Here is a 25,109-nt window from a genome sequence, read left to right as displayed (position 1 = left end):
AGGGTAGCAAAAAAACAGGGGTTTAACGCTCACTTAACGCCTGTACTGTATCCGGATTGCTACGCCAACGCTGGATTCGGGGCGCCGTCCGCGCGCCAGAATGGCTTCCACGATTATTTCAACTGGCAATGGTACATGCGACGTACATCGCCTTGAGCGACGCGGAGCAGCCACGCGATAGGATCATCGTGCGCGGTGCCCGCATTAGGCGGCCAGGCGTTGTTGGGCGGACCGCGCGCTTTCCTGCAACAGCACCAGGGCCCCGGTGCGGGTGGCGGCTTCGCGCAGGGCTTGCGTGTCTTCCTTCACCAGTACCTTGACCTCCTGCGCCGCCGCCTGGGCCAGTGCATGCGTCAGTTCCGCGACGGTGGCGCCTTGCAGGCTGGCGATGCGCACCGCTTCCACATGGGCGTGGCCGAGGACCGTGGGCAGTTGTGAAGCGGTGGCGACCTTGACCGAGATGCGAAAACCGTTGCGGCGGTAATTGTCGGCCACGTAGTTCAGCATCCAGTTCTGGCGCGCGTTCACTGCAGGCAGTTGCAGCATCACCTGTTTCAGCGGCAGTCCGAGCGAGTCCAGGATGCGGCGGAAGGCCATGCCGTGGTTGCTGCTTACAGCGCTGAGCAGGCGGTCATGCACGTTCAGATGCAGGGTGTGCTTGTCCGGTTCTTCGTTGCGGAAGAAGTTGATTGCATGGAGCGTGCGGCACAGGCGGTCCAGCGCGATGGATTCGTCGTCGCTCGCCGCGCCGTCAAGGTAGCTCCAGACTGGCAGGCCCCGGTCTTCGTCCGCAACGCCGCGCACGCGCCCGGCAAAACCGGTGACAAGACCGCTGCCAAGTTCGCGGATCGGATGGAAGGCGCTGCCCAGCCAGCAGTTGAAGATATGGCCATGTACTTCGCCATCGCCGCCTATGCGAAGGCTGCTGGAAGGCGTCTCGCCGGTCGCAAGACGCGCCAGGTAGGCATGCAGGGCTGGGTAGCTCATCCGGGGCTCCTCGGGAAAAGGTGGGAACCCAGTCTACGCCGCGCCCTGCAGGGAAGTGAACGAAGCTTTAGGCATATGCTATTGCAGCCTGCGCATGTGGGAAAATAGCGTCCGCAATGAAGACGAATCCCCTTACCGAAATCTATCGAGACCCATGGCTGCTGGCGGTGCACAAACCGGCCGGCCTGCTGGTGCACCGCAGCCCGATCGATCCGCACGAGACCGAGTTCGCCCTGCAATATGCGCGGGAAATGAACGGCGGCGAATATGTCTACGCGGTGCACCGGCTGGACCGGCCGACTTCCGGCCTGCTGCTGTTTGCACGCGACCAGCAGACCGCCAGCGTGCTTGGCAAGGCTTTCATGGCGGGCGAAGTCCATAAGCGCTATCTGGCCATGGTGCGCGGCTGGGCGCCGCAGGAAGGTGTGATCGATCATCCCTTGCGTGAAGAGCCGGAAGACCGCCGCTGCAAAGAGGAGGAAGCGCCGATACGCGATGCGCTGACGCGCTACCGCCGGCTGGCCACGACTGAAATCCCGGTCGCGATCGAAGGCTACAGCAGCAGCCGTTACAGCCTGGTCGAGCTATTCCCCGAAACCGGGCGCCGCCACCAGCTGCGGCGCCATATGAAGCATATCAGCCACCCGATCATCGGCGACGCCAACCACGGGCGCGGGCGCCATAACCGCTATTTCGCGGAGCGTTTCGGCGTTGGGCGGCTGATGCTGGCGGCGGTCGGCATGTCGTTCACGCACCCGGCGACGGGTGAGTTGCTGGCGCTGTCGGCCGCGCTTGAAGCGAGCTTCCTGCAGGTGCTGTCAATTTTCCCCGGCGACAGCGGCATTCGCGATGCCGTAGGGGACGTGCCCGGTGGGGACGAACTCGCGCGCTGAGTCGCAGTGCATGGCCTGGTCGTCGAAGAAGATGTCGGCGCCGAAGGCTTTGAGGAAGGCGCCCTTCGGCATGCCGCCCAGGAACAGCGCTTCGTCGATGCGGATATCCCATGCGCGCAAGGTGCGGATCACGCGCTCGTGGGCGGGGGCGGAGCGGGCCGTGACCAGGGCGGTACGAATCGGTGCGTCGTCCGCGCCGTGTGCCGACTGGATCGCGTGCAGCGCTGCCAGGAAATTCTTGAACGGTCCGCCCGGCATCGGGCTGCGCGCCGCCTCCCTTTCGTTGCGGGCGAAGGCGTCCAGCCCGAGCTGCTTGTAAATGCGCTCGGAATCGTCGGAAAACAGCACGGCGTCGCCATCGAAAGCGATGCGCAGCTGGCCGCTGTCGTCTTCGCGGTGGGAGGGCAGGATGGTGGCCGCGGCATGGCCTTGCGCCAGCGATTCGCGCACATCGTCGGGATTGGTGGACAAGAACAGCTGCGCGCCGAAAGCTTCCACATAGCGGTGGGTGCTGGCGCCGGAGCAGAAGGCGGCGCGCTTGATATCCAGCTGGTAGTGCTCGATGGAGTTGAAGATGCGCAGGCCGGTGTCGGCGCTGTTGCGCGACAGGAGCACCACTTCCACCAGCGGCGCCGCCGCCGACTTTTTGTTCAATGCCAGCAGCTTGCGCACCAGATTGAAGGCGGGGCCGGGCTCCAGCACCACGTGTTCGTTTTCGCGTTGGTGCGCGCAATAAGCCGCCACACCTTGGGATTCGAAGATCGCGTGGCTTTCGTCCAGCTGGAACAGGGCGCGCGAAGAGATGGCAACGACAAGTTTGTTCATGGGTGGCTTACGGGTGCTGTATATAAATACAGTATATCATCAAGCCGCGGGATGCGCCTTATTGGCGCCGGTAGCGTGCCTGGGCCGCTTCACGCAGGGATTCCAGCATGGCTTCCGCGCCCGGCGACAGGCGGTGGCGCTTGCGGGTGACAATGCCGTAGATGTCCATGCGCAGTCCCAGGTCCCACGGCAGCACCGCCAGCAAGCCCGCATCCAGGTAGGGACGTACGGTTTCTTCCGGCATGGCGGCGATCATGCGGCTGCCGGACAGCAGGTTGGCCATTACCGGCATGGCCAGCGTTTCCACCACTTCGGTGGGCGGCTCCAGACCCTGCGACAGAAACATCGATGTCAGACGGTCGCGCAGGTTGCTGCCGGCCGGCGGCAGGACCCAGGGTTCCAGGGCGAGCTCGGACAGTTGCAGGTCCTTGCGCCGGACGAAAGGATGGTCGGCGGCGGCGATCAGGCTATGCGGTTCGTCGGTCAGCGGCTCGAAATTGAACTCCGAGGCGACGTTGGAGTCGAGCAGGCGGCCGATCACCAGGTCTAAGTCTCCCGCGCGCATGCGCTCCACCAGGATCTTGGAGGTATCGACGGTAATCGTTACCTGCAGCCTGGCGTTCTTTTCCTTAATGCGCTTGACAGCGTCTGTGACCAGGCCGGCGGAAGGCGTGAGCACGGTGCCGATCGAAACGCGGCCGCTCAGGCCGGATACCAGTTCCATCACTTCCTGGTGCGCGGCGTCCATTTCCGCTAGAGCGGTTCCGGCGCGGCGTATCATCACCTCGCCGTAAAAGGTCGGGACCACGCCGCGCGGCAGGCGCTCGAACAGTTGCACGTTCAGGGCGTGTTCAATCTCGCCCAGCAGCTTGGAGGCTGCAGGCTGGGTCAAGTTGGCCGCCTGCGCCGCGTGGAGGATGGAGCGGTGCCGGCCCAATTCGACCAGCAGCACCAGGTGGCGCGTTTTCAGGTGGGACCTTACAAAACGGTCGGAGCGTGGATCTGGCATGCGGAGGATGATAGGGAAGCTTGCGGGCAGCGTCAATCGGCGCCGTCGTCGAACAGCGTGGCCGGCATGCCGCGTGCGCCGCCGGCATCGGCGAAGTGCAGGCCATCGCCGATTGCGCCGACTGCCAACTGCTCCAATTGCGGGCCGCCAAACGCGGGGCGCGCCGCTGCTGGCGCGAAGGGCAGAGGCGTCTGTTGCAGCCTCGTGCCGTCGGGGGCAAATCGCGCCAGTTTTCCGCCGGAAGTATCGCCGCGCAGCGCGACCCACAGACATCCAGCGCCGTCCACCGTGACTCCGTCGACGCATGCATCGCCCAATTCGGCGAATCGTTCGACGCGGTCGACTTCTGCGCGTGCCGGGTCGTAGGCGCATTGCAGGATTTCGCGCCCGTCGCCGCCGGCAAAATACAGGATTGCGCCATCCGGGCTGAAGGCGATGCCGCGGGCGGCGGCGACCGTTGGCAGGGCCAGGCGGCGCAATCCTGCGCGGCGGGAAAACTGGTAAAAGCTGCCGATGGGCGGAGCGCCCGGATTCAGGCTGGCGGTGCCGAGGACGAAATTGCCATGGCGGTCGGTGCAGCCGTCGCTGATGCCGGTGCGTGCTTCGGCCGGATCGACGGCCGCGATGGCGAGCGGCAGGCGGCGCGCCAGCGTCAGCGCGCCGGGTGGCGTGAGTTCGGCAAGGTACAGCCATTTACCGAGTCCCAGCAGCAGCTTGCCGCTGCGGCAGAAGGCGAAGGTGGCCAATTGTTCCGGCAGCCGGCTAGTCTCAGCCTGGCCTGTTCCGCGCCAGGCTTTCAGCGCCGGAGCTGTTACATCGCTCCACCACCAGCAGCCCTGATGCCAATGGAGGGCGCCAACGCTGGCGTCAGACAGGGCGGAGAGCTTCATCCTTCTTCCAGGCAGCAATGAAGGCGCGGGCGCGCTCGGCCACCGCGCCAGCATCTAACCCCGGCTTGTACAGCGCCGAACCGAGACCGAAACCGCTGGCGCCCGCAATACGCCAGATCGCCATACTCTCGGAAGTTATGCCGCCGACCGGCAGCAGCGGCAGGGCGTGCGGTAACACTGCGCGCATGGCGCGCATGACGGATGGCGTTACCAGTTCGGCCGGGAACAGCTTGAGCGCGTCGGCGCCGGCGTGGACGGCGGCAAAGGCTTCGGTCGGCGTCGCCGCGCCCGGTACGCAAAACATGCCCGCCGCCTTGGCCGAGCGGATCACGGCGGTGTCGGCATGCGGCATGACGATCAGGCGGCCGCCCGCATTGCGAACGTCGTACACGGAGTTGATGCCCAGTACCGTGCCCGCGCCCAGCATGGCGTCGCCCGGCAGGCTGCGGGCCAGGCGGGCGATGGAGTCCAGTGGCTGGGGCGAGTTCAGTGGAACTTCGATCATGCGGAAGCCCGCTTCGTACAGCGCCGCGCCGATGCTCTCCGCTTCCTGCGGCTCGATGCCGCGCAGGATGGCTACCAGTGGCAGGGCTGCGAAGGCGGCATCAAATAGGGATACGGGCGCTATGCTCATGTCATTCCTTGGTGATGCCGGCCACTTGCGCCAGGTGGTAAAGGCCGGCCGGTGCGGTGTTATCCAGCAGCTGCGGCGGGGACGCGCTAAAGCGTTGCAGGGCAAGCGCGTAGCGCTGGCACAGGGACTGGCTGCCGACCAGGGCCCAGGGCGCTTGCGCCAGGCCTGCGCTTTCGCGCCATGCCAGGCCGGCGCGCAGTTCGTGGCCAAGCAGCAGGCCGGAAAGGTAGTCGGCCAGGTCGGCGGCAGGCGCGCGTCCGGTGACGCCGAGGCTGCGCGCGGCAAATATCTGGTGCACGAAGCCGAGGTGGCCGTTATCGCGCGCCGCATCCACGCCGGCAATGAAGGCGTGCTCCGCAAATTGGGCGCTGTCTTTCATCAGCCGTCCCAGCACCGAGTGCGCGCGCAGCACGGCGAACAGTTCGCCCGTCATATGGGTGGCGAAGCGCACCAGGCGGCCGTATTTCACCTGCGCCCATTTTGAGTGGGTGCCGGGAAGGATGATGCAGGACGCATCGCTGAGCCCCGGTTGCAACTGCAAGGCGCCGGCCACCTGGGTTTCTTCGCCGCGCATCAGGTCGGGCGGCAGAACGCCGTCGTCGTACAGCATGCCGGGGACGATGGCGATTTCTCCGCCGGGACTGCGCAGCATGCCGGCTGCCAGCGCGGTGGCGTCGGCAGGGCAGGCAGCATAAGGGACGTCGCGCCAGCCGTGCTGGCTGCCCACCATGCCGCAGGCCAGCACCGGCAAGCCGGGATGCGCGCCTAGCCAGTCGCCGGCGATCTCCTGCAGCGCGGCGGCGAAGGCCGGTGTGCCGGACAGGGTAGAGGCGCCGTTGCCGTTGCTGCGCTCCAGCAGCACTTTGCCGCCGGGACCGAGCAGGAAGGCGCGCAGGCTGCTGCTACCCCAGTCCAGGCCGAGCAGGCTGGCGTGGGCGGCGGGGCTTACCATTCTGCCACGCTGCCGTCAGGATGGCGCCACAGCGGGTTGCTCCAGTCCGGCGCATTGCGGCTGGCTTCAATCACGCGTTCTTCATCGACGACTACGCCCAGGCCAGGCTTGGGCAGGGGCTTGATATAGCCATTGTCGATCCTGAAGTCTTCCTTGTTCACCACGTAGTCGAGCAGCTCGCCGCCCTTGTTGTAATGGATGCCCATGCTTTGTTCCTGCAGCACGGCGTTGTAGGAGACGAAGTCCACCTGCAGGCAGGCCGCCAGCGCGACGGGGCCAAGCGGGCAATGCGGTGCCAGCGCGATGTCGTAGGCTTCCGCCATGGCGGCGATCTTCAGGCATTCCGAGATGCCGCCGGCATGCGATAGGTCGGGCTGCACGATTGCCAGGCCGCCGGCATGGAAGACGTTCTTGAATTCGAAGCGCGAGAACATGCGCTCGCCGGCCGCCAATGGAATCGACGTCGATTCGGCCAGGCGCGGATAGTATTCGGATTGTTCGGCCAGCACTGGTTCTTCGACAAACAGGGGGCGGTAAGGTTCCAGTTCGCGCAGCAGTACCTTGGCCATCGGCGCGGCGACGCGGCCGTGGAAGTCGATGCCGAATTCGATCTCGTTGCCGAAGGCTTCGCGGATGCCGGCGATGCGCGCCACCGCTGCATCCACCGCGGCCGAAGTTTCGATGATGCCGAATTCCTCGGTGCCGTTCATCTTGAAGGTGTCGAAACCGCCCTCACGCAAGGCGCGGATGCCGGCGATGACGTCGGCCGGGCGGTCGCCGCCCACCCAGCTATAGGTTTTCATGCGTTCGCGTACCAGCCCGCCCAGCAGCTCGTACACGGGCACGCCAAGCGCTTTGCCCTTGATGTCCCACAGCGCCTGGTCGATGCCGGCGATGGCGCTCATCAAAATTGCGCCGCCGCGGTAAAAGCCGCCGCGGTACATCACCTGCCACAGGTCGTTGATGCGGCGCGGATCCTGGCCCACCAGGTATTGCGACAGTTCATGGACTGCCGCTTCCACGGTGCGGGCCTTGCCTTCGATGACAGGCTCGCCCCAACCGACAATGCCTTCGTCCGTCTCGACCTTGAGCAGCATCCAGCGCGGCGGGATGCGGAACGTGGTCAATTTTGTGATCTTCATTTGTTGCTCGCCAAGAAAGAATTGGGACAAGTCTAGCTTGGCGAGCTAGTTCACAAATATGAGAAATTTACGGATTCGTATATCGTTTGGGCATAGCGCAAGGCCTTTTTTACAGCTTGAAGGTCAGTCCGGCATACACCGAGCGGCCCATGCCGCGCACGCCGATGCCGTAAGGGACGCCGTTCAGCGCCATGGTCATGCCCTGGCCAACATACGCCCCGCCGAGCGGCAGTTCGTAGCGGCGGTCGAACAGGTTTTCCACGCCGAAGTCGAATTGCACCTTGTTCCAGGCATAGCTGGTGCGCAGGGCGGCCAGGGCGTAGCCGCCAGTACGCAGCTCGTTATGCAGCGTCGAGACGCGCTCCTTGGCGCTGACGGCCTGCACTTCCAGCGCGCCGCTCCAAGCACCCAAGCGGTGGTTGAGCAGCAGGCGGGTGTTCAGCGGCATCATGTTGTACAAGTTGTCGCCTGTGCTGCGGTTTTCGCCGCGCACATAGTTCACTTGCATATCGCCCGACAACGCGCCGTAGCTGCCCGATGCCAGCGCCGCATGGGCCGAGACTTCGGCGCCGTAGAGGCGTGCATCGACATTGGCGAAGCGCAGGTTGACGAAGGCGCCGCGCTGGCAGGTGGCGAGGCAGCGTGCATCGATATAGTCTTCGACCCTGGTGTAGAAAGGGGAAACGGCGAACGACCATTTTTCCTGTGCCGAGTCGTGCCATTCGACGCTGCCGGTGGCCATATGCGCCACTTCCGGCCGCAGCGACGGGTCGCCGACATAGCCGTTGCCGTCGCCGGCAATGTTCACCATGGCCATCGCCATGCCACCGGTGGACCAGGTGTAGCGTTCGCACAGGTTCGGCGAGCGGGCCTTGCGGGCGTAGCCGAATTTGACCGTCATGTCCTGCGAGGGAATATAGCGGGCCTGTGCTGTCAGGTCCAGGTTATGGTCGTCGCGTTCGCGGTTGAGGGCGTTGAAGCGGGATGCATCCTTGATGTAGCCGGCGTTATAGCCTTGTACCGCACCGGTGTTGCTGCTGACCTTTTCGCCGCGCATGCCCAGTTGCGTGAACCAGGCCGGGTTCCAGCGCCGGTCCCATTCGGCGTAGGCGCCCAAGCGGTCGCGCTGGCCGCCGCGGATATTCCAGAAGGTGTCGGGCGCCATGCCGCCGCCGGACGGGTCCCACCAGTCGTCCAGCCGATAGCGGCGGTAGTCGGCGCCGACGCGCAGGGTGTCGGGCTGCGACAGCGGGATGGTGGCTTTGACCGACAGCCCGGTGTTCTTGCCTTCGGCGTCCATCGGCATGCCGGGGATGTCTTTTTTCGCGCCGTACCAGAACTGCTTGTCCGCGCCGAAATTCATCGCATGGCGGGTGTGCTCGTAGTAGGCACGGCTTTCCAGCATGCCCCAGCCAAAGCGTTCGAGGTAGCGCAGGTTGAACTGCTCGCTGTCGTTGCGGGTCAGGTCCATGCGCTGGTTGGGGAAGCCCTGGTAGGGCATGCGCTGCAGGCCGAGTTTCAGCTCCAGCAGGCGCGTTTCGGCGCGCATGGCGAGGGTCAGCGCGTGGTTGCGCGATTCGTAGGCGGAGGAGCCGATCTCCTTGCCGCCGCCGTCTTCGTAATTGCCGGCCTTGATCGCCGCGCCGCGATAGGTGGCGGAGAAGGTTTCGCTGGCCAGCGTGGCCGCCAGGCCAACGTCGCGCACATTGCCGTTGCCGCGGTAGACAAAGCTGGCCTGTCCTTCGCGCAGCAACTGGCCTGCTTCGGCGAATTTTGGATCGGCCGAGCGCACGCGGATGGTGCCGCCGATGCTGTCGCCGCCGACGCTGACGGGGGTAATGCCGGGCAGGACCTGGATCGATTCGACTTGCGACGGCGCGATATACGACAGCGCCGGATTCATATGATTGGCGCATGCCGAGACCAGGTCCATGCCGTCGACCTGGATGCGCAAGCGGTCGTCAGCCAGGCCGCGGATGGACGGCAGGCCGGACACGCCGCCGCCGCTGACCATGCTGACCCCGGCCACGGATTGCAGCAGCTTGGCGGTATCGCTCGGGAAGCCTTTCTTGCTGACGTCCACCTGCATGACGTCGGGATTGGAGCCGGTGATGATGACGCTGGGGAGGGAAGTTTGTGCGTAGCAGGGAAGGGCGGTGGCAACAGACATTGCAAGCAGATGCTTGCGGAACTGCGGATTCATTTTTGTTCTCCGGTGTGACGTGTCATGCGCCGCCGGGGGGGCGGCGCATGGGAATAAGAGCAGGTGTCACACTGCGGCCGGAGGTCCCCGCGCCTGGTGCGGTAGATGGGATTCGCCATCGTGCTGCGCCGCGATGATGGCGGTCCGAGGACCTGTGAGGTCATGCGGTACGGGGATGGACGGCTGGCCGAAGCCGGGCGCCACGGCAGGGGCGCCGCACAGCGAACACTGGACGAAGCAGTCCGCCATCCCGCGCTGGTCGTTGCCTTCATGATGTGCGGCGCATGCTGCGTGGTCCATCATCGGCATCGTTGCCTGCGCTGCAGCCGCATAACTTTGCATGGCCACATACAGCAGCAACAGCAAAGTGATGAAACGGCGAGTGAGGCGGTGCGGGAACATGCAGCCATCGTAGCGATGGATGTGTTGTCAAACCATGAACTCGATCAAGTTTTCAGTAGTAACATTAATGTGCAACTAAATGGTTGCATATTTCGCGGGTGCGGACCATAATGGATTCAAAGGAGGAGCACATCATGAGCGAAACAGACCGTATCGAACGCAGTATCGTTATCAATGCACCGCGTGAACGCGTATGGCGAGCGCTGGCCAGCGCCGAGGAATTCGGCGCCTGGTTCGGCGTCGACCTGAGCGGGCAGTCATTCAAGGTGGGCCAGCGGGCACGCGCCAAAATGAACCTGCCGGACCATCCCGACTGTTATTTTGATGCGACCTTTGCGCGCATCGAGCCCACGTCGCTGATGGCCTTTCACTGGATTCCCTACCCGATCGATCCGGCGGCGGACCTGGCGAACGAAGAGCCAACGCTGGTCACCTTCATCTTGCACGAGGCGGCCAACAACGCGACCTTGCTGAAGGTGGTGGAGTCGGGTTTCGACCGCGTGCCGGCCCACCGCCGCGCGCGCGCCTTCGAAATGAACAGTGGCGGCTGGGAAGCGCAATTGCGCAGGATTGCGAAATATGCGGGCGAATGATGTTTCCGTCGCACCGGTGTTTGCCGCGTTGGGCGATCCGACGCGGCTCATGCTGGTGTCCCTGCTCAGCGATGGCGGGGCGCATTCGATTTCGCAGTTGACCGAAGCGACCGATATCAGCCGCCAGGGCGTGACCAAGCACTTGTCGGTGCTGGCCGAAGCCGGCCTGGTGAGCGATATCAAGTCGGGGCGCGAACGGCTGTGGCAGTTGCAGCCAGGCCCGATCGGTGAGGCGCGCGATTCCCTCGATGCCATCGGCCGCCAGTGGGAGCAGGCCCTGGCAAGGCTCAAGCGCTTTGTGGAAAAGGACGCCTAGCGCAGCAAAACTCCAGGCATCGCCCGGCATGCCGCTGCCGGACGGGCGTTTCCGCACGATTGCCGACAGCGCCGCATCCGACAGTGGGTCGTTCGAGTTGGTGACGATGCCAAAGCCGGGCCCAGATCAACCGGCGCCGAAGGCATTGGCCGGCAGGCCCGGAACGTCGATCAGGGCAGTGAACAAGGCACCCGCCAGCGGTTCCAGCGCCAATTGTTCGGCCGACAGGCCTTCGCGCGCCGTCGTGATGTAGAGCGTGCGCAAATCTTCGCCGCCAAACGCCAGCGACGCGGGTTGGGACACGGGAAGCGGCACTTCGGCCAGCAATTCGCCATCGGGGCTGAAGCGGCAGACACGCGCGCCGCCCCACTGCGCGATCCAGATGCAGCCTTCGCTATCGGCCTGCATGCCGTCCGGCGAACCGCGGCCTGAAAAGCGGCGCCAAACTTCGCGCGGCCCCAGGCTGCCGTCGGCTGCCAGCGGATAGCGATAGCTCACATCGATGAAGCTATCCGAGTGGTACAGGGTGCGGCCATCGGGGGCAAAGGTAGGGCCGTTGCAGATGTGATAGCCCTCGTCGGCAATATGCAGCCGCAAGTCGGGATCAAGGCGGAACAGCATGCCCGCGGCTTGCTGGTAGTCGCTATCATGCATGGAGCCCAACCACAGCCGCCCGTGCTGGTCGGCTTTCGCATCGTTCAGGCGCAGTCCGCGCGCGCTGTCGACGACGCGGACAAGGGGGGCGATGCGCAGCGCCGGTTCCAGCCAAAGTCTTACGACGCTGTCGCGCAAGCCTGCCATGAAGCCGTCGCCGTCGCGGCGCGGCACGATCCAGCAAAGATAATCGGGCAGCAGCCAGCTGTCGTGCCGGCGGGTAGATGCATCCCAGGCATGCAGGATGCAACGCTTCAGATCAACGAATAGCAGGCGGTCTTGTGCCGGCAGATAGAGCGGCCCTTCTCCCAGTTCGGCGGCAATGGGCAGGACGCATTGGGCGATGTAGGATTTCATTTCTGCATTCTATGCGCGCGCAGCGCCGCCGCGTGATGCATTTTTCCACCTCATCCATCAATGAATCGGCACAAGTGACGATTGGATAGAATCAAACGCTATTTCGCGCACTAGAATGAATTACCCAACCAAAGTGTTCAGCCCGCCACCGGCGGGCTTTTTTTTCGTGGCAGCGGCGCCGCCGCGCAAGCCAATACCGCCAGCGTCAGCGTGCCGATCGCGGCCAGCACCAGCCAAGGCAGCCCCGGCGCCTGCGCGGCGCGGCTCCAGTCCAGCAGCCAGCCGCCGGCGGTGTAGCCGAACAAACCTCCAGCGGCAAGCCCGATACGGCTCAATCCCATATAGCTGGCGCGCGCCGAGGGCAGTGCGTAGCGCGATACCAGCGACTCGCGTGCAGGCTCGGCGACGAGCGACCCTGTATAGAACACAGCGATACAAATGAACATCGGCGCCAGCGCGCGCGCCGACGACATGGCCAGCACGGCGCAGCACATGATGCCGATGCCGGTTTGCAGGCGCGCCTCCAGCGACAGATAGCGCTCGCCCAGGCGCGCCATCGGGTACAGCAGCGTCAGGGCAAGCACCGCATCCATCGCATACATCCAGGCCACGGTGCCCGGCGTGCCTGACAGCGTGGATAGCGTGACAGGCACCAGCATCATCAACTGTACGGTCATGATGTAGTAACCGCTCAGTGTCAACACCAGCAGCAGGAAAGGCTTATCGCGCAAGGGAATGCGCATGGCAGTCGTGGACGAGGTGCCTGGCGTGGCGACGCGGTAGGCCGGCAGCAGCAGCGCATTGGCCAGTGCCGCCAGTACGAACAATGCGCTGCCGCCCAGGCCAACCCAGCGGAAGTCCACGCCCAGCAGCATGGTGCCGAGCAGGGCGCCGGTGACGGCGGAAACGCTTTCCTGCATCATCAGCAGCGAATAGAAGCGCGGGCGTTCGGCCGGGCGCGTCAGCTTGACCACCAGCGCGCCGCGTGCCGGCTCGAACAGGCTGCCGCCCAGGCCCGACATCACGCACGACACCAATAGCCAGCCCGGATTCGCGGCGAAGCCCATTAGCGCGAAACCGCCGGCGCGCAAAAGCATGCCCGCGACGATCAGCGGCCGCGCGCCGTAGCGGTCCGATAGCGAGCCGCCGAACAGGGCCAGGCCTTGCTGCGCCACCTGGCGCGCCCCCAGCGCCAGCCCGACCGCGGCGGCCGCCCAGCCCAATTTGCCGACGAAATGCAGGCCAATGATGGGAAACACGAGGTAGAAGCCGGCCACCACCAGCACGTGGTCGATCATCAGGAAGTGCTTGCCCAGCCGCCTGGCTTTTTGTGCTCCGGTCATACGTTTCCTCCATCTGCGATGCAGCCATCTTAGGCGGGAGTAAGACATAATAGAAGCCGTTATCTGGTCATATTTCATATTGGATTTTCTTATGTCTCTGAGTCTCGACGACCTGGCCTTGCTGGTGGAAATCGTGGAATACGGAAGTTTCAGCCAGGCTGCGGCGCGGCGCCGCTGGTCGCAGCCGCAGGTGAGCCAGCGTGTGGCGGCGCTGGAAGAGCAGTTGGCCGTGCAACTGTTCACCCGCCACCGGCGCGGCGCCTCGCCAACGCCGGCCTGCCTGACTTTCCTGCCGGCGGCCCAGCAGGCGCTGGCCGCCATCGAAGCGGGCCGGAAGGCAGTGCAGGGCGCGCCCGCGCTGCCCCAGGTGACGCTGGCCTGCGTCCCGTCGATGGCGGCCCTGCTGTTTGGGCCGATTCTGTTGAAACTGGCCGACGCGCCGCTGGAAATCCGCTGCAGTACCGACCACTCGCCAGTCATCATGGAACAGCTGCTGACCGGTCGCGTGCAACTGGGCTTGGTGCTGAAATGCCCCGCCGTTGCGGGCATCCATCTGGAACGCCTGCTGGTATCGCCGATCGTGGCAGTGGTACGGCGCGGCCATCCACTGGCGCGGCGCGGCAAGCTGCTGCTGGCCGACGTGGCCAACGCGCGCCTGGCGCCTCAATATTGGGGCGAAGACTGCGATGAATTGATACGCATGCTGCGCGCGCACCGCCGCAACGACAGCCCGATCCACGCCATCCAGCCATCGGCCGCCTCCATCCTGCTGGCGCAGGAACATGGCTTCCTGACTTTCATGCCGGAGATGGCGGCGGCGCGCCAGCTCAAGCTGGGCAACCTGGTGAAGCTGGAGATTGCGGACTTGCCGCACTGGGAGTGGGAGGCTATGGTGGCCTGGCGCAGCGGCAAGCGGCCCGACGCCGCCAAGCTGCGCGTCCTTCAGGCCGTGCGTGAGCTGAACTTAATGCAATGAGGCGCCGGATTGGCGGCGCTGCTGGGGGTAGGCCAGTACGCGCAGTATCACGCCGCGCGGCACATGGTTGCTTTGCATGTAAATCCAGGCATTGGCGGCGCCCATGTGGGCGAGCAGTTCGATACCCCGCTCGACATGGAGCGCCAACTGCTGGTTGTAGCGCGTGTCACTCATGATGCCGCTCCCGAATTGAGATCGTGCGATCCTGCTTCACATCGTGGCTTTGTTGCGGCAGCTCCGCAGAGGACCCCAAGCGGCAAGGTCTTCCGCACTCTGCCCATCCTGTTCAGGATACTACGATTCATGTCATGCAGAGAGGCGCATTTCTGCGCAGCCCTCCCAGGTTGACGAGTATTGCTGCCGACTGCTAGGCTCTGGCACCCCCTTGAATTCAAGCTGCCTTAATCCACTATGCATGAGTACCACTTTTTAGAGATTGTCTTCCTATCCGAAGATTTTCAGTTCGATGGACGAGATGATGTTGAAGATCCTCTGGAAGAATTTCTCGAGCGGAACCAGCTCGGTGAAGTAACGGGCGGCGGAAGTGGAATGGGTGTTGTGATTATAGATGTTGAGGTTCACGACTTGCAGCAAGGGATCAGTGCAATTCGTTCATTCCTGCAGTCGCTTGGTGTTGCAAGGAGCACCGTCATAAAGCAATACCGGCCCGAGGTAATCGAACATTACATTTTCACCTAAGTCGAGTATGGAGGAAGAGCACATGGCCCTCGAAAATTGCCCATCCTGCGGAAAGGCGCATAGTTCGTTATCTGGATCGATTCCCGTTTCTATGCCGACTGAAGCGGCCAAGCTTCCTCTCGAACAAAGGGGGGAGCGGCTTTGGTCAAATGGTGAGCTCTGCGTTATTGACGATGAGCGATTCTATCTTTATGGTTCGATTGAGATCCTCATTCACGAGCATAGCGAAAGCTTTCTCTGGGGCGCCTGGGTTGAAATAACAGAGGAAAAGTTCTTCTGGTATCAAGACCTACTTGATGCCGAAGGACGGGAAAATCATCCATCTTTCGAAGCAATTCTCGCAACCGATATCCCGTTCTACCCACTTACCATCGGTTTGCCGCTTGCCGTTTACATCCGGCCAAATGGCCAGCGCCCCCTTTTTCGCCTGCAGGCAGGGAGCCATCCGCTCATTCTTGACCAACACGAAGGCGTGCCGGTCAAAAGAGTGGAAGAATTCAGAACCTGGTTTCTTTCACTCCAGCGGCCAGCCGCCAGAGTACAGGGGAAATTGCTACAAGATGTTAGTCAGGCGAGCAAGCGCTGATTTTCAAGGAAACCAAGCAGCACTTCATTGACGGCGGCGGCATGGGTGACCGGGGCCATGTGGCCGCCGGCGGTCAGGGCGAACTGCGCTTGCGGCAGTGCCGCAGCCAGCGTTTCCGCGACGCGACGGGTGGAGGCCGGGCCTTTGGCGCCGGCCATCACCAGGGCCGGTACGTCGAGCTGCGCCATGTCGGCCGCGCGGGCGGGTTCGCCGAGCAGGGCGATGAAGTCCAGCTTGACCTTGGCGATACCGCTGGTGAAGCGGTGGCGCTGCATGTCCGGCAGGGAGTCGAAGGCGCCGGCGCGGTTCCAGTAGTCGATGAAGGTGCGGGTGGCGTCTTCGGCGCTGGCGGCGGCATTGATATCGGCCACCACGGCTTCAATTTCCTGGCGCCCGGCATCGCTCGCCGGCAGCAGGTGGAAGGCGACCGGTTCGAATACCGCCAGCGACAGCACGCGATTGCGCATCTGGCGCGCCAGGCGCAGGGCGGTGGCGCCGCCGTAGGAGTGGCCGACCAGGTGGAAGGTTTCGCCGGCGTCCAGGTGGGAGGCCAGGGCTGCCGCCACAGCATCGGCTTCATGCGCCAGGGTGTAGCCGGCCGCTGCCGCCTCGCTAGGGAAGGCGGACTTGCCATAGCCCAACAAATCGATGGCGATGAAGCGGAAATTCGCCTCTTGTTCGGCGATCAGGGTATTCCACTGGCTGCGCGAGCTCAGTGAACTGTGCAGCAAAACAACGGCTGGGCGGGTGTCTGGCGTAGTGTGCATCTTCTTCTCTGAAAACCGATTATTCAAAAGGCAAGCCCGCTATTATACCGCTGTGCTACCATGGACTTGCTATGAGACAGCTATTCGGACTGGCACTGCTCGCGTGCTGCTGCCTGCCGCAAACTCCCTGCAAGGCGGCCGAGCCGATTACTGTCTTCTTTAACCTGCGCCCGCCTTACCTGCTGCGCCAGGACGATGGCACGCCGGCCGGCCTGACCGGTACCCCCGCGCGGCAAGCATTCGCCCGCGCCGGCATCAAGGTGCAGTGGAGCGAAATGCCCACCAACCGCCAACTCCTGACCATCCGCGAAAACGCCGGCGACTACTGCGCCATCGGCTGGTTCCAGACGCCGGAGCGCCTGCAATTCGCCAAGTTCACGCGACCGATTTACCGCGACCAGGGATGGATGGTGCTGGTGCATGCGGGCCTGGCGGTGGACGGGAGCGAAACCTTGCCCGAATTGCTGGCCCGTCCAGGCTTGCGAGTAATGGTGAAGGATAAATATTCCTACGGCCCGGCCATCGATGCCTTGCTGGCCCAGGCGAAACCGGCGATTGCCGTCTCGACCGGTACCACCTTGCAAATGTTGCAGTCGCTGGGCGCGCGCAGTGTGGACCTGATCTTCGTATCGGATGAGGAAGGCCACTACTTGCTGGCGAATTCCATTTCACAAGCGGGCTTGCGTCTGCTGCGCCTGGCGCAGATGCCGAAAGGCGAAACGCGCCATATCATGTGCTCGCGGCATATGCCGGATGAGCTGATCGATCGCCTCAACAAGGCCATCCGCTTCAACCGATAGATGTCGAAATTCCTTACAGAAATTGCTCCATTCCGCAAGGATTCGCGCCGTTCCCCTTGACACATAAGCTTGGCGCAAAAATTGCTTTATTACTTCCAGTGACAATGGGAGGCTTGAAGTGATCATGGAACGCTCTGCCTTGCCCGCGCTTCTGCTGACGCTTTTGCTCGGGCTGCTGATGCAAGGGATGCTTGCGAGCGCGCACTTTTCGACGGTACGCGCCGAATCGGTGTACCGCATTCTCTACCTGGCGGCGCTGACGCTGAACCTGCTCGCCGTGCGCCGCCTGCAACCCGCCACGCTATCGGCGGCCGTGTTGCCGCTGGCGCCTATCGTCATGGCGGTGGCGATCACCTACTTTTCTGTCAGCGATCGGGATGTTCCGGCGCAGGTAACTTTGCTGTTGCTGCCCATCGCGCATGGCGCCGCAGCCGGCTGCATGCTGTTGTTGCCGAAGGACGAAGGCGACGGTTGAAAGGCTAGCGTGCGCTGGCGACCTTGTCGCGTAGTGCGAGGGTTTGCCGCGCCACGCGCAGGGTTTCCACATCGACCTTTGGTGCTTCGCTGGCCGCCGGCTTGCGGGTCCAGCTGCCGCGGCCCTGTTCCGATGGCGGCAGCGCCACATGTTCCTTCGCCATGGCGGGGCGCCCGACATTGGGCACGGTTTCGCATGGGCGGTCGGTCAGCATGACTGCCCCTTGGCTATCGATGCAGCGGAAGGTATTGTCGTCGGCGGCCGCCGGCAGCACGAGCGCGCTCAAGGCGCAAGAGATCAACATTTGCCGCATGGTCCACCTCCGGATGCTGGTGGACCCAGTCTGCGGCCAAGGCTGCGTCAGGGTCTGTGCGGCGCCTCACCATGGGCGCGCAGCAAGGCATCCCAAGCGGGAATTGCCGCGCGCCAGAACGCGTCGATGCTGTCGGCTTGCACCTCGAGGCCGAGGAAGCGGGCCGCCGGCAATAGGGCGCTGTCGAGCAGGGCGTCTGCTGCGGCTCCCGTATCGAAGGCTTGCGCACCGGTCTGTTTGGACAGCTTTTCGCCGTCCTCATTGACCACCACCGGCACGTGCAGGTAGCGCGGCTGCGGCAAGCCTAACAGCTGCTGCAGGAAGATCTGGCGCGGCGTGGAGTCGAGCAGGTCGGCGCCGCGCACGATATCGGTGATGCCCTGTGCGCCGTCGTCCACCACCACCGCCAGCTGATAGGCCCAGAAACCGTCGGCGCGGCGCACGACGAAGTCGCCCACTTCGGCGGTGATGTCCTGGCTGACGTCACCGGCGAAACGATCGTGGAAGTGGACAATGCAGTGCGGTTCCTGCGGGGTGCGCAGGCGCAGCGCGCGGGCCGTGCGGCCCGGGGCGAGACCGTTGCGGCAGGTGCCGGGATAGACCAGGTTCGGGTTGCCCGCCTGGCTCAGGCGCAGCTGGGAGTCGGCGATTTCCCGGCGCGAACAGCCGCAGGGATAGATATTCGCGCCCAGTTCGCGCAGCGCGGCATCGTACAGGTGTTCGCGCTGCGTTTGCCACGTCACGTCGCCGTCCCAGTGCATGCCGCAGCGCTGCAGCGAGGCCAGGATGTGCTGGTCGGCGCCCGCCACGTTGCGGTCGCGGTCAACATCTTCCACCCGCACCAGCCATTGGCCGCCATGCACTTTTGCGTCGAGGTAGCTGGCCATGGCCGCCACCAGGGAGCCCAGGTGCAGCGGTCCGGTCGGGGAGGGCGCGAAACGGCCGATGTAAGGGAGGTTTTGCATACGGCGCGTAGGATACCATCCCGCATGCTGCGCTGCAGCTTGGCGTGCGCGGCAAATTCGCTAGAATGCCTGCGCGGCCATGGAGCCGCTCCTAAGGACAAACCGACGACAACGACATGAAAAAAACCACCTTCGTAGTCTCCACCCTGGCCGCGAGCATCGCGCTGGCGCTGGCCCCCGCGCACGCGGCAGGCGCAAAACCAGGCAAAGCTGTGCAAGCCGTCGTGCAGGAAGCGCCGCTGCGCGCCCACCTGGCCTTTCTGTCCAGCGATCTGCTGGAAGGACGCGGCACCGGCCAGCGCGGCGGCGACCTGACCGTCGCCTACCTGGAAAGCCAGGCCATGGCCGCGGGCCTGAAGCCGGTCGACGGCATTACCTACCGCCAGCCTGTGAAGATCGCCGGCGTCAAGACCGACGCGGCTGCGTCGAACTTGCGCCTGGAGGTGAACGGCGCTGCGCTTCCGGCCAGCTTCGGCAAGGACTGGGTTTTTGCGCCGGGCGATGCACAAGCGTCGCATAGTTTTAACGCCGGCCTGGTGTTCGTGGGCTACGGCATCACGGCGCCGGAAGAAGGCTGGGACGATTACAAGGGACAGGACGTGAAGGGCAAGGTCATCGTCATGCTGGTGAACGACCCGCAGCCGACGGCGGAGGCGCCCAACCGTTTCGGCGGCAATGCCCTGACTTACTACGGCCGCTGGACCTACAAGTTCGAAGAAGCCAAGCGGCGCGGCGCGGTCGGCGCGCTGCTGATCCACACCGACGCATCGGCCTCCTACGGCTTTAGCGTGGTGAAGAACAGCTGGGACGGCGTGGAACGCTTCCAGCTGGCGCAAGGCACGCCGGGTACCGAGCTGCAAGGCTGGCTGACCAACGACACCGCCGTCGCACTGTTCAAGGCCGCCGGCCTGAACCTGGACCAGCTGCGCGCGGACGCCGAGCGCAAGGACTTCAAGCCGGTGGCGCTGAAAGCCAACCTGGCGGGCGATATGAAAGCCGATGTGCGCATCGTCGACCAGTTCAACGTGGCGGGCGTGGTACCGGGCACCGACCCGAAGCTGAAAGACGAGGTGGTGATTTATTCCGCGCACTGGGACCACCTGGGCAAGCAGGGCAGCGGCGGCGATACCATCTATAACGGCGCCGTGGACAACGCTTCCGGCAGCGCGGCCTTGCTGGCCATGGCGCAGGAAGCCGCCAAGGCGCCGGCCAAACGCAGCCAGATGTTCCTGTGGGTGGCTGCGGAGGAGCAGGGCCTGCTCGGTAGCGCGGCCTATGCGCAGGCGCCGCTTTGGCCGCTGAACAAGACGGCGGCCAACCTGAACCTGGATTCGCTGAATTGGATCGGCACCACGCGCGACATCGGCACGGGCGGCAGCGAGCGCACCGACCTGGGCGCGATGGCGGAGGCGACCGCCAAGGGCATGAAGATGGTGATCGCCAAGGAGAAGCCGGACCTGGCGGGCGGCTACTTCCGTTCCGACCACTTCAGCTTTGCCAAGGCCGGCGTGCCGGCGTTCTCGATCACCTCGGGCAGCGACTTCCTGGGCGATAAGGAGAAGGCCGAAGAGATGCGGTCGGCGTACCGCAAGCGTTATCACCAGGTCAGCGATGAATACGATCCGAACTGGTCGATGGCGGGCATGACGCAGATGGCGCAGTTCACCCTGAACCTGGGGCGGATGGTGGCTGATGCGCCGAAGATGCCGGAGTGGAAGGCGGGGGATGCTTTTGCCAAGGCACGGGCCAAGTAAAACCGGTAAGGCGGGGTCAGACCCAAGGGGCTGACCCCGATGGGTGGCGGCCCCGGGCCATGGGCAGACGGGCGCCGACTCGGCTTGCCGGTGTCAGGCGGCAGCCCCCAGCCGCCTTGCCGCCGCGCTGCGGCGCTCTTCGTTCTTCATGGTTTCGCGCATCGTCTGCTGCACGAATTCCAGATGCTGGTGGGCGGCGCGCCCGGCCACCTCCATCCTGCGTTCGCGCACCGCATCCCAGATCGCCCGGTGCTGCACCTGCAGCTGGGCCCACAGCTCGGGCCGCGCGGTCAGGTATTCCAGATTGCCCTGGACATGCCCCTCCATCACCTTGTGCAGGCTTGAACTCAAGTGCCCGATCAACACATTGTGCGAAGCCTCGGCGATCGCCTGGTGGAATTCCACGTCGGTCTTGATGCATTTCTCCAGGTCCCGCTCGGAGAACGCCAGCTCCAGCGCCTCGTGGCAGCTGTGAATCCGTTCGAAATCCTCCTCCGTGCCGCGCTCCGCCGCCAGCCGTGCCGCCTGGCCTTCCAGCATATGGCGGAACTCCAGCATGTCGCCGTGGATATCGGGATGATCCTTCAGCATCTGTTGCCAAGGATCGGTGAACGCCGCCTGCATCGAGTCGGTGACGAAGGTGCCGCCGCCGTGACGCGTGATCAGCAGTCCTTTGGCAGCCAGCGCCTGCAGCGCACCGCGCAGGGAGGGGCGCGACACGCCCATCTCCACCGCCAGTTCGCGCTCCGCCGGAAGCCGGTCGCCCGGCTTCAGCGAGCCTTCAAGAATACGGGTTTCCAGTTCGGTGGCGACGACGTCGGACAGGCGCTGGGTAGAGGTCATTGAGCTCGTTGGTTTATTGGTAAGACCGCGGGATGCTATCACAATTGACCGCTTGTTAATCTCTGCTCTATATTGCATCCATGATTAGTCTCCTGTTCATTGCCGCTGCTGCCGGCCTGCCGCAAGACGGCATCGGCTACCCGTCCGCCGCCGCGGCGCTGGAGGCGCTCAAGGCGCGCGGCGATGTCACGGTTTCCATGGAAAACGGCTGGACCACCGCCGACGACAAGGCGAACCGCACGCTATGGTCCTTCACCGAACCCGGCAACCCGGCCCATCCTGCCGCGGTGCGGCGCACCGTGGTCATGGAAAATGGCCAGGCATCGATCCGGATGCATGCGCTGTGCCAGGCGCAAAAAGCCGATTGCGACAGCATGCTGGAGGAATTCCGCCGCATGAACGCGGCGCTGCAGCAGTCGCTGGCGCCGGCCGGGCCGGCCAGTGCTGCCCCGTCCTGGCAGCCGACCAGCACGCAGCGCGCGCGAGTCGAAGCCTTGAGCAAGGCATACTTTGCCGAGAAGGATGCCGCCCACTACGGCGCGGCATGGGAGCGCCTGGGGGCGGGCCTGCGCCAGCAATGGAGCTTCGAGGCATGGCGCGACGCCATGGAAGCGAGCGCCGCGCGCGCCGGCACGCTGCAGCAGCGCGAGCTGAAGAAAGTGACCATCTATCGCAGTTCGCAAAGCGGCATGCCGGGCACGTATGCGGCGGTCGATTTCACCGGCCGATTCGCCAACGCCGATACCTACTGCGGCTACCTGGTATGGAGCGAGCAGGCCGACGGCAGCTTCCTGCTGATGCGGGAAGAGGAGAACTATATTTTCAACGCAACCGCCGCGCAGCTGTCCTCCGAGCAGAAGGACAAGATGCGCGGCGTTTTCCGCTGCGCCGACTAGGCTATTTTCCGGCTTGCGCGCGCAGGGCTTCCAGCGTGCGCGGCAGGCTGCGCTTGCTCATCATGTCGACGATCCAGCCGAAGCCGAAAGGCACCGGCCCCGGATCGGCATAGACATGGTATTCCACCAGGGTCTTGCCGTTGTCGCCGGAGACCGGCGTGAACAGCCAGTAGCCGGTGGTGTCGGCGATGGTGTCCGCCGCCGCCAGTCCGGCCGGCACCAGGCGCCAGGCCAGCTTGCATTGCGCGCTCTCGGGCTGCTGCTGTTCCAGGCGCAGGCGGTATTTCTTCTCCTGCCCTAGCGGCAGGGCGAGCGTCATGTCGACCAGCACATAGCCCTCGCCGCCGCCCACCGCCAGCGCGCTCTTCGTATTCGGCATGTACGAGGCGTAGGCCGCATAGTCCTGCACCAAGGCGCACAGGCGCGGCACCGGGGCGGAAACCAGGGTCCAGGCGGTGAAAGCCTTGCCGGGCAGGCCGGGACTGGGCGCATCGGCCACATGGACGATGCCGTTGGCCAGCGCCGCCAGGTCGGGCGGCGAGGGTTCGGCGCTCGGGGCCGCCAGCGCACTGCCCGCAAGCAGCGCTGCGGCAAGGGCCGATCGATGCAAGCACGGCTTCATTGTCTGGGCGCCATCGTGATGACCGTGCCGGTCAGGTCGATGCCGCGGATGGAGATACTGCCGAACGAGGGCCCGCCAGCGCTTGTGCCGTGCACGCGGATATTGTTGAAATTGATCTCGCCTATCGTGGTCGGCAAATTCAGCGACAGCGAGCCGTCCGGGTTCACGGTGGTGGCGGCCCGGCTGGGCGCGTAGACCACGTTATGCACGCTGACATTCGAGTCCAGCACCCCCAGCACCGGATTGACCAGCTTGCCGAGGTCGCCGACCACTTCCACGCCGTGCCGCTTCAACTGGTCGCGCACCTGCTGAACCAGGTCGTCGTCCAGCCCCTGCGCGGAGACCGCATCGAGCTCGCCTTCGGCCAGTGCCGGCAGCGAACCGTTGCGCGGCACGATCGCGGCGGGCGCGCCGGCGAGCGTGGGCGCCGTTGCCAGCACTTCGGCGGCATAGGCCTCCAGCGGCGCGAAGACGGCCGCGATCAGCGCTGCCGCCATGCGCACGCGGCGCTGCTTGCGCAGGATGTCTTGCACGTGCTGCTGCGTGACCAGCTCCCATTCGGCGAAAATCTCGCCCAGCCGCTGGCCGGTCTGGCGCTGGTGTTCGATCGCGCGCAGCAGCTGTTCTTCCGTGACCAGCTTGTGCTTGACCAGCAGCTGGCCGAATAGCTGCGCCGGGTGTTCGGGTCTATACCATGCCATGTTTTTCTCCGTGGTTGGCCAGGTCGGACGGCGTCATGCCGAACCAGCGCTTGCAGGCCCGGTAGAACGCGCTCGGTTCGGAAAAGCCGAGCTGGAAGCTGAGCATCTTGAGCGACAGCTCGCCCGCTTCGAGCGACTGGCGCGCCAGTGCACGCCGGGTGTCGTCCACCAGGGTGGAAAAGCTGGTGCCTTCCTCGGCCAGGCGGCGCTGCAAGGTGCGCTCGCTCATGGCCAGCAGGCCGGCCACGGCATCGCGGTGCGGCGGCCCTTTCGGCAGCAGCGCAGCGAGGATTTCCTGTACCCGCGCCGTGAACGCCGGCGGCTGGGCTTGGGCCAGCCGGGCCAGCATCGGCTGCCCGTCGCCGGGCTGCGGCACGCCGCCGTTTGGCAGTGCCGCCACCATATCGGTGTCGGAAAACTCCATCACGTTATGCGGCCGGTTGAAATGCACCGGGCAGCCGAAGGTATGCTCGAAGAAGGCCGCATTGGCCGGCTCGGGGAAGGCGTATTCCACCATCACCGGCACCGCGTCGTCGCGTCCGGATGCGCAGCGCAAAGTGCGCAGCAGCACGCACCAGACAAAGTCGTAGCGCTGGCGCGGCACCACGCGGTGCATGCCGGGCAGCACGATGCCCACCTTGGAATGGCCGTGGCAGCGCTCGATCGTGCACTGTACGGTGGGCGACATCAGCATGATATGCCCCATCACGCCCAGCCAGCCCAGGCGGTGCGGGGTGGATACCTTCAGGCCGATCAGGGGATCGCCCGATTTTTCAACCACCAGCTCCCACAGGTGGCTGAGTCTATCCGACAGCGTCAGTGCGTCGCAGGCCAGGCCGTCGCCCTCGTTCAGGCCGGCCTGCTGGAACAGCGCTTCCGCTTCGACGCCGGAATGCGAGAGGCGCGATTTCACACCGCGCACCAGGTGAAGAGCTGAAGAATAGCTCATGGCCTGTGCTCCCGCTCAGGGCGTCACCGCGCTACGCAGGCGCATGCCGATGCGCTGCTGCAGTTCCTGCAGCTTGGGATCGATCACCGAGCGGGTATCGGCGGCCACGCCTTCGCCCAGCTTCTTTTGCATCTCCGGCACCATGGCTTCGAATTTTTTCTTCACCGGCGATTCCAGGATGGCGATGATCTGGCGCAGCTCCTCTTCCGTGAAGCGCTCGGCCAGGATCGGCGCCACCGTGGTCCCCATCACCTTTTGCGCGCTGGCTTGCGCTACCGGGCGGTTGGCATCCATGAACTGGCGGGCGTCGCCCATGATGTCCTTGAGGGCGGCATCGCGCTTCTCGGGCGCCGCGCGTCCCTGCAGTACGACGCGCGCCTGCTGCACCGCGTCGCCCACGGGTTGTTGCAGCATCGATTCGCCGATGGTTTCAGGGTGCCACAGCTGCAGCACGCGGTTGACCAGTTCCTGCTTGGCGGCTGGAACCGGAGCCGGTGCCGCCTGCACCGAGCCTCCGATGGCCAGGATGGTGAACATCGTCGCGAGTCTTTTCATCCCATATC

Annotated in this window: 30 protein-coding genes; 10 read left to right on the top strand and 20 right to left on the bottom strand. The window is 64.5% G+C overall.

Annotated features, from left to right (window positions below; translation table 11 throughout):
- Positions 1 to 204: 204 nt before the first annotated feature.
- Positions 205 to 987, bottom strand: coding sequence for an EAL domain-containing protein (locus H597_RS35790; protein WP_051293452.1), 783 nt, complete (start codon positions 985 to 987; stop codon positions 205 to 207).
- 116 nt (positions 988 to 1,103) lie between these two features.
- Between H597_RS35790 and H597_RS29385 the strand changes: the two genes are divergently transcribed.
- Positions 1,104 to 1,880 (top strand): pseudouridine synthase, encoded by a 777-nt coding sequence (locus H597_RS29385; protein ID WP_051293451.1) that lies wholly within the window; start codon positions 1,104 to 1,106, stop codon positions 1,878 to 1,880.
- On the opposite strand, the gene H597_RS0101965 is transcribed toward H597_RS29385, so the two are convergent.
- The 8 genes from H597_RS0101965 to H597_RS0101930 all read right to left on the bottom strand — a co-directional run bounded on the left by H597_RS0101965 (position 1,806) and on the right by H597_RS0101930 (position 9,937).
- Positions 1,806 to 2,705 carry a 5'-nucleotidase gene (locus H597_RS0101965; protein ID WP_051293450.1) on the bottom strand — a complete coding sequence of 300 codons (900 nt, stop codon included), beginning with the start codon at positions 2,703 to 2,705 and terminating at the stop codon, positions 1,806 to 1,808. The two genes, H597_RS29385 and H597_RS0101965, sit on opposite strands and share 75 nt — an antisense overlap.
- A 58-nt stretch (positions 2,706 to 2,763) precedes the next feature.
- Positions 2,764 to 3,714, bottom strand: a complete 951-nt coding sequence (locus H597_RS0101960; protein WP_028100647.1) for a LysR substrate-binding domain-containing protein — start codon at positions 3,712 to 3,714, stop codon at positions 2,764 to 2,766.
- A 32-nt stretch (positions 3,715 to 3,746) separates the two neighbouring features.
- On the bottom strand, positions 3,747 to 4,604 hold the full coding sequence (locus tag H597_RS33010; protein ID WP_154667909.1) for an SMP-30/gluconolactonase/LRE family protein: 858 nt from the start codon (positions 4,602 to 4,604) through the stop codon (positions 3,747 to 3,749).
- Positions 4,582 to 5,238 (bottom strand): 2-dehydro-3-deoxy-6-phosphogalactonate aldolase, encoded by a 657-nt coding sequence (locus H597_RS0101950; RefSeq protein WP_028100646.1) that lies wholly within the window; start codon positions 5,236 to 5,238, stop codon positions 4,582 to 4,584. Before H597_RS0101950 ends, H597_RS33010 begins: the two co-directional genes overlap by 23 nt.
- A gap of 1 nt (position 5,239) precedes the next feature.
- Positions 5,240 to 6,190, bottom strand: coding sequence for a 2-dehydro-3-deoxygalactonokinase (locus H597_RS0101945; protein ID WP_028100645.1), 951 nt, complete (start codon positions 6,188 to 6,190; stop codon positions 5,240 to 5,242).
- The gene (gene dgoD / locus H597_RS0101940; protein ID WP_028100644.1) at positions 6,184 to 7,332 is read right to left on the bottom strand and encodes a galactonate dehydratase; all 1,149 of its coding nucleotides are present in this window, start codon (positions 7,330 to 7,332) and stop codon (positions 6,184 to 6,186) included. Before dgoD ends, H597_RS0101945 begins: the two co-directional genes overlap by 7 nt.
- Before the next feature lie 109 nt (positions 7,333 to 7,441).
- Positions 7,442 to 9,535 carry a TonB-dependent receptor gene (locus tag H597_RS0101935; RefSeq protein ID WP_083940901.1) on the bottom strand — a complete coding sequence of 698 codons (2,094 nt, stop codon included), beginning with the start codon at positions 9,533 to 9,535 and terminating at the stop codon, positions 7,442 to 7,444.
- Between the two features lie 66 nt (positions 9,536 to 9,601).
- Positions 9,602 to 9,937, bottom strand: a complete 336-nt coding sequence (locus H597_RS0101930; protein ID WP_028100642.1) for a hypothetical protein — start codon at positions 9,935 to 9,937, stop codon at positions 9,602 to 9,604.
- Between the two features lie 131 nt (positions 9,938 to 10,068).
- Here H597_RS0101930 and H597_RS0101925 point away from each other — a divergent pair, with 131 nt between their 5' ends.
- Positions 10,069 to 10,530, top strand: coding sequence for an SRPBCC family protein (locus H597_RS0101925; protein WP_028100641.1), 462 nt, complete (start codon positions 10,069 to 10,071; stop codon positions 10,528 to 10,530).
- Positions 10,517 to 10,846 (top strand): ArsR/SmtB family transcription factor, encoded by a 330-nt coding sequence (locus H597_RS0101920; protein WP_035372860.1) that lies wholly within the window; start codon positions 10,517 to 10,519, stop codon positions 10,844 to 10,846. Before H597_RS0101925 ends, H597_RS0101920 begins: the two co-directional genes overlap by 14 nt.
- 126 nt (positions 10,847 to 10,972) lie before the next feature.
- Here the strand turns inward: H597_RS0101920 and H597_RS0101915 are convergent, their stop codons facing one another.
- Together H597_RS0101915 and mdtH are read right to left on the bottom strand one after the other, a co-directional pair.
- A complete protein-coding gene (locus H597_RS0101915) occupies positions 10,973 to 11,857 on the bottom strand; it encodes an SMP-30/gluconolactonase/LRE family protein (protein WP_028100639.1) in 885 nt (294 codons plus the stop codon).
- 137 nt (positions 11,858 to 11,994) lie between these two features.
- The gene (gene mdtH, locus H597_RS0101910) at positions 11,995 to 13,200 is read right to left on the bottom strand and encodes a multidrug efflux MFS transporter MdtH (protein WP_028100638.1); all 1,206 of its coding nucleotides are present in this window, start codon (positions 13,198 to 13,200) and stop codon (positions 11,995 to 11,997) included.
- Between the two features lie 91 nt (positions 13,201 to 13,291).
- Here mdtH and H597_RS0101905 point away from each other — a divergent pair, with 91 nt between their 5' ends.
- On the top strand, positions 13,292 to 14,176 hold the full coding sequence (locus H597_RS0101905) for a LysR family transcriptional regulator (protein ID WP_028100637.1): 885 nt from the start codon (positions 13,292 to 13,294) through the stop codon (positions 14,174 to 14,176).
- Here H597_RS0101905 and H597_RS0101900 read toward each other — a convergent pair.
- Positions 14,165 to 14,350 (bottom strand): hypothetical protein, encoded by a 186-nt coding sequence (locus H597_RS0101900; protein WP_028100636.1) that lies wholly within the window; start codon positions 14,348 to 14,350, stop codon positions 14,165 to 14,167. The genes H597_RS0101905 and H597_RS0101900 overlap by 12 nt on opposite strands.
- 237 nt (positions 14,351 to 14,587) lie before the next feature.
- Between H597_RS0101900 and H597_RS34585 the strand changes: the two genes are divergently transcribed.
- Both H597_RS34585 and H597_RS0101890 read left to right on the top strand, forming a co-directional pair.
- Positions 14,588 to 14,875 (top strand): hypothetical protein, encoded by a 288-nt coding sequence (locus tag H597_RS34585; RefSeq protein ID WP_154667908.1) that lies wholly within the window; start codon positions 14,588 to 14,590, stop codon positions 14,873 to 14,875.
- Between the two features lie 22 nt (positions 14,876 to 14,897).
- Complete coding sequence (locus tag H597_RS0101890) at positions 14,898 to 15,461, top strand: DUF2199 domain-containing protein (protein WP_161630562.1); 564 nt, start codon at positions 14,898 to 14,900, stop codon at positions 15,459 to 15,461.
- Here H597_RS0101890 and H597_RS0101885 read toward each other — a convergent pair.
- The gene (locus H597_RS0101885; RefSeq protein WP_028100634.1) at positions 15,443 to 16,228 is read right to left on the bottom strand and encodes an alpha/beta fold hydrolase; all 786 of its coding nucleotides are present in this window, start codon (positions 16,226 to 16,228) and stop codon (positions 15,443 to 15,445) included. The two genes, H597_RS0101890 and H597_RS0101885, sit on opposite strands and share 19 nt — an antisense overlap.
- Before the next feature lie 71 nt (positions 16,229 to 16,299).
- Here H597_RS0101885 and H597_RS0101880 point away from each other — a divergent pair, with 71 nt between their 5' ends.
- Together H597_RS0101880 and H597_RS0101875 are read left to right on the top strand one after the other, a co-directional pair.
- A complete protein-coding gene (locus H597_RS0101880; RefSeq protein ID WP_028100633.1) occupies positions 16,300 to 17,028 on the top strand; it encodes a substrate-binding periplasmic protein in 729 nt (242 codons plus the stop codon).
- A 124-nt stretch (positions 17,029 to 17,152) separates the two neighbouring features.
- A complete protein-coding gene (locus H597_RS0101875) occupies positions 17,153 to 17,503 on the top strand; it encodes a hypothetical protein (RefSeq protein WP_028100632.1) in 351 nt (116 codons plus the stop codon).
- Positions 17,504 to 17,507: 4 nt separating this feature from the next.
- Here H597_RS0101875 and H597_RS0101870 read toward each other — a convergent pair whose 3' ends face one another.
- Together H597_RS0101870 and gluQRS are read right to left on the bottom strand one after the other, a co-directional pair.
- Positions 17,508 to 17,816 carry a DUF4124 domain-containing protein gene (locus H597_RS0101870; RefSeq protein ID WP_154667907.1) on the bottom strand — a complete coding sequence of 103 codons (309 nt, stop codon included), beginning with the start codon at positions 17,814 to 17,816 and terminating at the stop codon, positions 17,508 to 17,510.
- 47 nt (positions 17,817 to 17,863) lie between these two features.
- Complete coding sequence (gene gluQRS / locus H597_RS29375; protein WP_035372859.1) at positions 17,864 to 18,781, bottom strand: tRNA glutamyl-Q(34) synthetase GluQRS; 918 nt, start codon at positions 18,779 to 18,781, stop codon at positions 17,864 to 17,866.
- 116 nt (positions 18,782 to 18,897) lie between these two features.
- Here gluQRS and H597_RS0101860 point away from each other — a divergent pair, with 116 nt between their 5' ends.
- Positions 18,898 to 20,535, top strand: coding sequence for a M28 family peptidase (locus H597_RS0101860; protein ID WP_028100630.1), 1,638 nt, complete (start codon positions 18,898 to 18,900; stop codon positions 20,533 to 20,535).
- A 93-nt stretch (positions 20,536 to 20,628) separates the two neighbouring features.
- Here the strand turns inward: H597_RS0101860 and H597_RS0101855 are convergent, their stop codons facing one another.
- Entirely contained in the window at positions 20,629 to 21,378 is a 750-nt protein-coding gene (locus H597_RS0101855; protein WP_028100629.1) for an FCD domain-containing protein, read from the bottom strand.
- Positions 21,379 to 21,458: 80 nt separating this feature from the next.
- Between H597_RS0101855 and H597_RS33005 the strand changes: the two genes are divergently transcribed.
- Positions 21,459 to 22,274: a DUF4019 domain-containing protein gene (locus H597_RS33005; protein WP_051293448.1), complete on the top strand. Its 816-nt coding sequence runs from the start codon at positions 21,459 to 21,461 to the stop codon at positions 22,272 to 22,274.
- A 1-nt stretch (position 22,275) separates the two neighbouring features.
- Here the strand turns inward: H597_RS33005 and H597_RS0101845 are convergent, their stop codons facing one another.
- The 4 genes from H597_RS0101845 to H597_RS0101830 are packed head-to-tail and all read right to left on the bottom strand — an operon-like array spanning position 22,276 to position 25,101.
- Positions 22,276 to 22,884 (bottom strand): SRPBCC family protein, encoded by a 609-nt coding sequence (locus H597_RS0101845; protein ID WP_028100628.1) that lies wholly within the window; start codon positions 22,882 to 22,884, stop codon positions 22,276 to 22,278.
- Positions 22,885 to 22,892: 8 nt separating this feature from the next.
- On the bottom strand, positions 22,893 to 23,597 hold the full coding sequence (locus H597_RS0101840; protein ID WP_028100627.1) for a cyclic di-GMP-binding domain-containing protein, MshE-related: 705 nt from the start codon (positions 23,595 to 23,597) through the stop codon (positions 22,893 to 22,895).
- Positions 23,584 to 24,546, bottom strand: a complete 963-nt coding sequence (locus H597_RS29365; RefSeq protein ID WP_035372857.1) for an AraC family transcriptional regulator — start codon at positions 24,544 to 24,546, stop codon at positions 23,584 to 23,586. Before H597_RS29365 ends, H597_RS0101840 begins: the two co-directional genes overlap by 14 nt.
- A gap of 15 nt (positions 24,547 to 24,561) precedes the next feature.
- Complete coding sequence (locus H597_RS0101830; RefSeq protein ID WP_028100626.1) at positions 24,562 to 25,101, bottom strand: DUF2059 domain-containing protein; 540 nt, start codon at positions 25,099 to 25,101, stop codon at positions 24,562 to 24,564.
- Positions 25,102 to 25,109: the final 8 nt, after the last annotated feature.

It is taken from the genome of Pseudoduganella violaceinigra DSM 15887, from assembly GCF_000425385.1.
Lineage (GTDB): Bacteria > Pseudomonadota > Gammaproteobacteria > Burkholderiales > Burkholderiaceae_D > Rugamonas > Rugamonas violaceinigra.
Note: the sequence above shows the minus strand (reverse complement) of the source record. Positions and strands in the feature narration are given on the sequence as shown.

What these genes read in the sequence shown, in the direction of transcription:
- H597_RS29385 (WP_051293451.1), top strand. Translation starts at nt 1,104, where the DNA reads ATGAAGACGAATCCCCTTACCGAAATCTATCGAGACCCATGGCTGCTG.
- H597_RS0101855 (WP_028100629.1), bottom strand. Translation starts at nt 21,378, where the DNA reads ATGACCTCTACCCAGCGCCTGTCCGACGTCGTCGCCACCGAACTGGAA.
- H597_RS34585 (WP_154667908.1), top strand. Translation starts at nt 14,588, where the DNA reads ATGCATGAGTACCACTTTTTAGAGATTGTCTTCCTATCCGAAGATTTT.
- H597_RS0101960 (WP_028100647.1), bottom strand. Translation starts at nt 3,714, where the DNA reads ATGCCAGATCCACGCTCCGACCGTTTTGTAAGGTCCCACCTGAAAACG.
- H597_RS0101930 (WP_028100642.1), bottom strand. Translation starts at nt 9,937, where the DNA reads ATGTTCCCGCACCGCCTCACTCGCCGTTTCATCACTTTGCTGTTGCTG.
- H597_RS0101945 (WP_028100645.1), bottom strand. Translation starts at nt 6,190, where the DNA reads ATGGTAAGCCCCGCCGCCCACGCCAGCCTGCTCGGCCTGGACTGGGGT.
- H597_RS0101920 (WP_035372860.1), top strand. Translation starts at nt 10,517, where the DNA reads ATGCGGGCGAATGATGTTTCCGTCGCACCGGTGTTTGCCGCGTTGGGC.
- H597_RS29365 (WP_035372857.1), bottom strand. Translation starts at nt 24,546, where the DNA reads ATGAGCTATTCTTCAGCTCTTCACCTGGTGCGCGGTGTGAAATCGCGC.
- H597_RS0101905 (WP_028100637.1), top strand. Translation starts at nt 13,292, where the DNA reads ATGTCTCTGAGTCTCGACGACCTGGCCTTGCTGGTGGAAATCGTGGAA.
- H597_RS35790 (WP_051293452.1), bottom strand. Translation starts at nt 987, where the DNA reads ATGAGCTACCCAGCCCTGCATGCCTACCTGGCGCGTCTTGCGACCGGC.
- H597_RS0101840 (WP_028100627.1), bottom strand. Translation starts at nt 23,597, where the DNA reads ATGGCATGGTATAGACCCGAACACCCGGCGCAGCTATTCGGCCAGCTG.
- H597_RS0101935 (WP_083940901.1), bottom strand. Translation starts at nt 9,535, where the DNA reads ATGAATCCGCAGTTCCGCAAGCATCTGCTTGCAATGTCTGTTGCCACC.
- H597_RS0101875 (WP_028100632.1), top strand. Translation starts at nt 17,153, where the DNA reads ATGGAACGCTCTGCCTTGCCCGCGCTTCTGCTGACGCTTTTGCTCGGG.
- H597_RS0101880 (WP_028100633.1), top strand. Translation starts at nt 16,300, where the DNA reads ATGAGACAGCTATTCGGACTGGCACTGCTCGCGTGCTGCTGCCTGCCG.
- H597_RS0101885 (WP_028100634.1), bottom strand. Translation starts at nt 16,228, where the DNA reads ATGCACACTACGCCAGACACCCGCCCAGCCGTTGTTTTGCTGCACAGT.
- H597_RS0101965 (WP_051293450.1), bottom strand. Translation starts at nt 2,705, where the DNA reads ATGAACAAACTTGTCGTTGCCATCTCTTCGCGCGCCCTGTTCCAGCTG.
- H597_RS0101950 (WP_028100646.1), bottom strand. Translation starts at nt 5,238, where the DNA reads ATGAGCATAGCGCCCGTATCCCTATTTGATGCCGCCTTCGCAGCCCTG.
- H597_RS0101830 (WP_028100626.1), bottom strand. Translation starts at nt 25,101, where the DNA reads ATGAAAAGACTCGCGACGATGTTCACCATCCTGGCCATCGGAGGCTCG.
- H597_RS33005 (WP_051293448.1), top strand. Translation starts at nt 21,459, where the DNA reads ATGATTAGTCTCCTGTTCATTGCCGCTGCTGCCGGCCTGCCGCAAGAC.
- gluQRS (WP_035372859.1), bottom strand. Translation starts at nt 18,781, where the DNA reads ATGCAAAACCTCCCTTACATCGGCCGTTTCGCGCCCTCCCCGACCGGA.
- mdtH (WP_028100638.1), bottom strand. Translation starts at nt 13,200, where the DNA reads ATGACCGGAGCACAAAAAGCCAGGCGGCTGGGCAAGCACTTCCTGATG.
- H597_RS0101890 (WP_161630562.1), top strand. Translation starts at nt 14,898, where the DNA reads ATGGCCCTCGAAAATTGCCCATCCTGCGGAAAGGCGCATAGTTCGTTA.
- H597_RS33010 (WP_154667909.1), bottom strand. Translation starts at nt 4,604, where the DNA reads ATGAAGCTCTCCGCCCTGTCTGACGCCAGCGTTGGCGCCCTCCATTGG.
- H597_RS0101900 (WP_028100636.1), bottom strand. Translation starts at nt 14,350, where the DNA reads ATGAGTGACACGCGCTACAACCAGCAGTTGGCGCTCCATGTCGAGCGG.
- H597_RS0101860 (WP_028100630.1), top strand. Translation starts at nt 18,898, where the DNA reads ATGAAAAAAACCACCTTCGTAGTCTCCACCCTGGCCGCGAGCATCGCG.
- H597_RS0101915 (WP_028100639.1), bottom strand. Translation starts at nt 11,857, where the DNA reads ATGAAATCCTACATCGCCCAATGCGTCCTGCCCATTGCCGCCGAACTG.
- H597_RS0101870 (WP_154667907.1), bottom strand. Translation starts at nt 17,816, where the DNA reads ATGCGGCAAATGTTGATCTCTTGCGCCTTGAGCGCGCTCGTGCTGCCG.
- dgoD (WP_028100644.1), bottom strand. Translation starts at nt 7,332, where the DNA reads ATGAAGATCACAAAATTGACCACGTTCCGCATCCCGCCGCGCTGGATG.